The sequence below is a fragment of the Spongiactinospora gelatinilytica genome (assembly GCF_003236385.1).
GTDB lineage: Bacteria > Actinomycetota > Actinomycetes > Streptosporangiales > Streptosporangiaceae > Spongiactinospora > Spongiactinospora gelatinilytica.
This window is the reverse complement of record NZ_POUA01000452.1, coordinates 1-5,346: the sequence shown is the minus strand read 5'-3', so window position 1 is coordinate 5,346 and position 5,346 is coordinate 1. Positions and strand designations below refer to the sequence as shown.

At 70.9% G+C, this 5,346-nt stretch carries 4 protein-coding genes; 1 reads left to right on the top strand and 3 read right to left on the bottom strand.

All coding sequences use genetic code 11. From position 1 onward, the window contains the following. Positions 1-279 precede the first annotated feature (279 nt). The 3 genes from C1I98_RS34460 to C1I98_RS34450 all read right to left on the bottom strand — a co-directional run bounded on the left by C1I98_RS34460 (position 280) and on the right by C1I98_RS34450 (position 4,243). Positions 280-1,185, bottom strand: coding sequence for an oxygenase MpaB family protein (locus C1I98_RS34460; protein WP_111171511.1), 906 nt, complete (start codon positions 1,183-1,185; stop codon positions 280-282). A gap of 45 nt (positions 1,186-1,230) precedes the next feature. Next, entirely contained in the window at positions 1,231-2,109 is an 879-nt protein-coding gene (locus tag C1I98_RS34455; protein ID WP_111171510.1) for an alpha/beta fold hydrolase, read from the bottom strand. 196 nt (positions 2,110-2,305) lie between these two features. Beyond that, positions 2,306-4,243 (bottom strand): DEAD/DEAH box helicase, encoded by a 1,938-nt coding sequence (locus C1I98_RS34450; protein WP_438672131.1) that lies wholly within the window; start codon positions 4,241-4,243, stop codon positions 2,306-2,308. 371 nt (positions 4,244-4,614) lie between these two features. On the opposite strand from C1I98_RS34450, the gene C1I98_RS34445 reads away from it, so the two are divergent. Then, positions 4,615-5,289, top strand: a complete 675-nt coding sequence (locus C1I98_RS34445; protein ID WP_111171508.1) for a ferritin-like fold-containing protein — start codon at positions 4,615-4,617, stop codon at positions 5,287-5,289. Positions 5,290-5,346: the final 57 nt, after the last annotated feature.

Below are 5,346 nucleotides of genomic sequence, written 5' to 3'. Positions count from 1 at the left end.
CGCCACCCCTGGGACGGCCTCGCCGACGACTGACCCGACGCCATCCCCAGCGGCCGCGGGGCGTGTCCCCCATGGCCTTCGCTTCGCTCAGCCGCTTTCCTTGTGTCGGGCTTCGCCCGACGCCGGTACCGCGCCGTTCGCTCGCTGACCGGTGGGAAGGGCTGGGCGCTGGTGCCCAGGTGGGGGCGGCACGCAGTACCTCACCAGGCTGGTCGGGAGACCCGGGATGCCGAGCTGGACCTGGAAGGCCTGTTCGACGCCCTGGACGCGACCGGCTGATCAAGGCCGGGCGGGCCAGCGGCGGGGGTCGCCGAGGCCGCGCAGGCCCTTGGCGGTGTCGTAACCGGCCGCCGCGAACCGCTCCCGCGAGGCGGCCAGCATGGCCCGGGTGCTCGGCATGAACGCCTTGTGGTGGACCCGCTCGGGGACCTGGTTCATGGCGAACCGGAAGGCGGCGAGGGCCGCCGTCACGACCGGCGCGGGGACCTCGGGCAGCACGCCGTACATCCGCCTGGCCCAGGCGGGCAGCGTGTAGTAGCACAGCGCGCCGAACGGGAAGTACACCGGCTTGCCGGCACTGAGGTGCCGCAGGTCTTCGGGCAGGCGCGGCCAGAGCAGGAAACGCACGGCCGAGGCCGCTTCGGGGGTGAGCGCCAGGGCGGGGCGAATCGCCGCGAAGTAGGACCTCATCTCGGCCAGCGACCCGGGCACGTCCTCCGGGTGCAGGCCCACGTAGGCGGCGCTGCGGCGCTGTTCGGCCAGATACCGGCCGGCCTGGCGGTCGGTCAGCCGCAGCCCGCCGCGCCTGGCCGTCTCCAGGTAGGAGCTCACCTCGGCGCAGTGGACCCACAGCAGCAGCTCGGGGTCGTCCACCCGGTGCAGCCTGCCGGTGTCCGGGTCGTTGATCCGCAGCGCGCGGTGGATGCCGCGCACCCGCCTGCCGATCTCCTCGGCGTCCTGCGGGCTGCCGTAGGTGACGCGTCCCACGAAGTCCGCGGTACGGCGGAGGCGGCCGAACGGGTCTTCCTGGAAGTCGGAGTTCTGCCAGACGCCGCGCATGGCGAGCGGGTGCAGCGCCTGGAGCATGAGCCCGCGCACGCCGCCGACCCACATGGCGCGGTCGATGTGCACTCGCCAGGTGACCGTGTGCGGAGACTGGACCACGATTTCCGCATCGCTTTCCATATAGGGGCAATAATCTCGCGAACCCCCGGCGATCCGGCAAGCGGGTCAGAACGGGCCGTGGTATCCGGTCTCGGCCAGGTTCCAGAACCTGATCAGCGCCGCGGCCGTGGTCTCGGGCGCCTCCACGGCGGGCGAATGCGCCGCGCCGGGCACGACCACGCAGTCGGCGTCGAGCCGCCCGGCCATGTCGGCCTGCGACTCGGGCGGCCAGCCGTCGTCGTGCTCCCCGTACAGGACCAGGGTGGGCACCTCGACCTCGGCCAGCTCGTCGGTGCGGTCGCGCGCGGTCAGCACCTCGTGGGCCATGGTGGCCAGGCCGGTCACCGAGTTGGCCAGCAGCCGCTTGTGCAGGAACGCCCTGATCTCGTCGGACACGCCCGCGGCGATGCACTCGGGCTCCAGGCGTTCGTTCCAGATGCGCTCCAAGCCGCGCTCGGGCAGCTCGTCCATCATCACCCGGCCGAACCGCTCGCGCCGCCCGACGATCGCCGCCGGGCCGGTGCTCATCAGCGTGTAGGAGGCGAACTTCGTGCGGCCGTCGATCACCGCCTCACGGGTGACCAGGCCGCCGAAGGAGTGGCCGACCAGGTGCAGCGGCTCGCCGCCGGAGATCTCCTGGCAGAGTGAGTCGATGTCGTCGCCGAGCGCCGGGCAGCGGTAGGCCCCTGGGTCTTCCGGCCCGGAGGTCTCGTACTGGCCGCGCATGTCGATCGCGATCACCCGGCGGCCGGACTGCGCGAGCGGCTGCATGATCGCCAGGAAGTCTTCCTTGCTGCCGGTGAGCCCGGGAACCAGGATCGCCGGCCAGCGCTCGGGGACACCGCTGATCGGAAGCGCCTCCAGAACGGCGAAAGCGCCCGTGGCGGTCTCGATCCGCTCGGAGCGGACGCCTTCCGGCAGGGTCAGAAATCGCGGCGTACTCACGTGTGACCACAATACCCAGCGCCGCCCTCCCCGACACCGCCGTAGTGCTTACGCTGGTGCTGGCGGGGTGGCAGCGACATTTCATAACCAATGGGTCAGTAGCGGAGAGGGCTGTCCGGAACCGTTGCGGACAGCCCGTTGCGCTTCAGCACCCGCCCGGACCGTTGCGGCCGGGCGGGGGCCTCACCTGGGGTGGTCAGTTACGGCGGGCGTTGTTCCCGCGAGGACGGCCACCGGCGGCCGGGCGGCGACGGCGCTGCGAGATGCGCTCGGTCGCGGCCGAGGGCGCGATGTCGTCGTCGTCCGTGGCCAGATCGGGTGACCGGAAGATCACCGTGAAGGGGCTCGCCGGGATGATCCGCTCGGCCTCGCGCCGTGTGGCGTTGGCGTGCTCCATGCCACTCACCTCCTGGGTGTGGAAACGATCGACGGGGAAGTCGCCATAGTCGCCGTGGTCATCGGCGTCGGCGTCGTCATAGTCGTCGTCGAAGTCGTCCTGATCGTCGCTGTCTTGATCGTCATAGTCCTCGTCGTAGTCGTGGTCGTAGGCGTCGTCGCGGCCCGATGTCCGGGTGGACTCGGGCTCCACGGTCGGCACGATCTCCGCCACCTCAGCCGCTTCGGTGGCCACCGTGGCTCGTGCGGCCTGTGCGACTTCTGCGGCGTCTGTGGCTTCCGCGGCCTTCGTGGCTTCCGCGGCGACGGTCGTGATCGGCTCGGCTGCGGCCTCCTCCATGGCCCGGCCGCCCCTGGTGCGGCGGCGCTGGCGGGTGCGGGTGGGCCGTTCGCGGCGCTCGTCGCCGTCCCGGACCTGGTCACGCTCCCGATCCTGGTCCTGGTCCCGGTCCTGGGCGCGCTCCTGGTCGCGGCCACGGTCCCGGTCACGATCGCGGCCACGGTCTCGGTCGCGATCCCGCTCCCGGTCGCGCGGCCGGGTGTTGTCGCGGCGGCCGCCACGTCCGCGCGGCCTGCCGGTCTCGCCCAGGTCCTCGATCTCCTCGGCGTCCAGCCCGGCCCGCGAGCGCTTGTCCCGGGGCAGGATGCCCTTGGTGCCCTCAGGGATGCCCAGCACCGAGTAGATGTGCGGCGAGGTGGAGTAGGTCTCCTCGGGCTCGGCGAAGTCCAGGCCCAGCGTGTTGTTGATCACCTTCCATCGGGTGAGATCCTCCCACTCCACGAAGGTGACCGCCACGCCGGTGCGCCCGGCCCGGCCGGTGCGGCCGATCCGGTGGACGTACGCCTTGTCGTCCTGCGGGCAGTCGTAGTTGACCACATGCGTGACGTCGTCGATGTCGATGCCCCGGGCGGCCACGTCGGTCGCCACCAGCACGTCGACCTTGCCGTTGCGGAAGGCGCGCAGCGCCTGCTCGCGCTGGCCCTGCCCGAGGTCGCCGTGTACCGCGGCGGCGGCGAACCCGCGCTCGTGCAACTGCTCGGAGACCATGTCGCAGGCCCGCTTGGTCTCGCAGAAGACCATCGTCAGCCCGCGCCCGTCGCACTGCAGGAGGCGTCCGACGATCTCGATCTTGTCCATCCGGTGCACGCGCCATACGTGCTGGGTGACCTGTGGTGGGGACTCCGGCTCGATGTCCTTGTTCTCCGCCCGGACGTGGGTCGGCCGGTTCAGGTAGCGCCGGGAGAGGGTGACGATCTCGCCCGGCATGGTGGCCGAGAAGAGCATCGTCTGCCGGTCGTCGGGCAGCAGCTTGATGATCCGCTCGATGTCGGGCAGGAAGCCCAGGTCGAGCATCCGGTCGGCCTCGTCCAGCACCAGCATGGTGACCTGGCCGATGTCGAGGTGCTTCTGCTTGACCAGGTCGAGCAGCCGCCCGGGGGTGCCGACGATCACATCGACGCCCGCGCGGAGCGCCTCGACCTGCGGTTCGTAGGCCCGCCCGCCGTACACGGAAAGGATCCGTGAGCCGAGCTTGCCGGCGGCGGCGGTCAGGTCCTCGGTGACCTGGAGCGCCAGTTCTCTGGTAGGGACGACCACCAGCCCGCGCGGCTTCTTGCGATTCTTCCGGGGCTTGCCGATGCGTTGCAGCATGGGGATGCCGAACGCGTAGGTCTTCCCGGTGCCGGTGCGAGCCTGGCCGATGACGTCCTGGCCGCTGGCGGCCAGGGGAAGTGCCATCTCCTGAACAGGAAACGGCGTCGTGATGCCCTCGGTCTCGAGGGCATCGGCGATCTCTGGAATGACTCCGAGGTCTCGGAAAGTCGTCAGCGTGTGCCTGCCTAAGTCTCCGTGGAAGGCGGCCATGCCGGGACCACAGGCCGTAAGATTCCCCCGTACAGGGGTCCTCGCGGAAGGCCAGCCCTCATCAATTCATCAGCGACCGGCGCACCACTGACATGGGGGCATCCGGGGGCGTCGCCCTCGGATCTACTCAGCGCGGTCGCACTTTCACAGAGCAGTGTACTCGATAGCACAACAGAGAACAGATTTCTGGTTGTTCCCCACGTTTCGGTCTCTGGGTGAGCCTTACTTACTCGTACCCTGCATCCATGACTGAAACCCCTCCCGCGACGGGTTCTTCCGGAGTCACCGACCTTCTGGGCGTCCTCGCCTACGCCGAGCTGACCGCTTTCTGGCGGCTCGCCGAGGACGCGGCCAGGCTCGCGCCCTCGCTCACCGACCGTGCCGCGCTGAGCGACCTGGCGGCGACGGAGTACGGGCACTTCCGTCTGGTGCGCGACCGGCTCACCGAGATGGGCGCCGACCCCGAGGAGGCGATGGCCCCCTTCGTGGGGGCGCTGGACGACTGGCACGCCAAGACCCGGCCGGGCGACTGGCTGGAGGCGCTGGTGAAGGCGTACGTGGGCACCGGGATCGCACAGGACTTCTACCGCGAGGCGGCCCGGCACGTGGACGCGCGGACCAGCGGGCTGGTGGACGAGGTGCTGGCCGATGAGGGGCGCTCGGAGTTCGCGGTGGAGCGGGTGCGGGGGGCGCTGGGGCAGGACCCGAAGCGGGCCGGACGGCTGGCCCTGTGGGCCAGGCGCATGGTGGGGGAGGCGCTGAGCCAGGGCCAGCGGGTCGCCGCCGCGCGGCCGGACCTCGCGGCGCTTTTGGTGGAGCCGGCCCGGGAGGACCTCGCCGAGATCTCCCGGATGTTCGCCCGCCTCACCGAGGCCCACGGCAAACGGATGAGCGCCCTCGGCCTGACCCCAGGTCCTTGATGCCGCTCGCCAAGGGCGGGGGCACCGGAGGTCACCCCGGGCGGCCCGGCTCTGGCC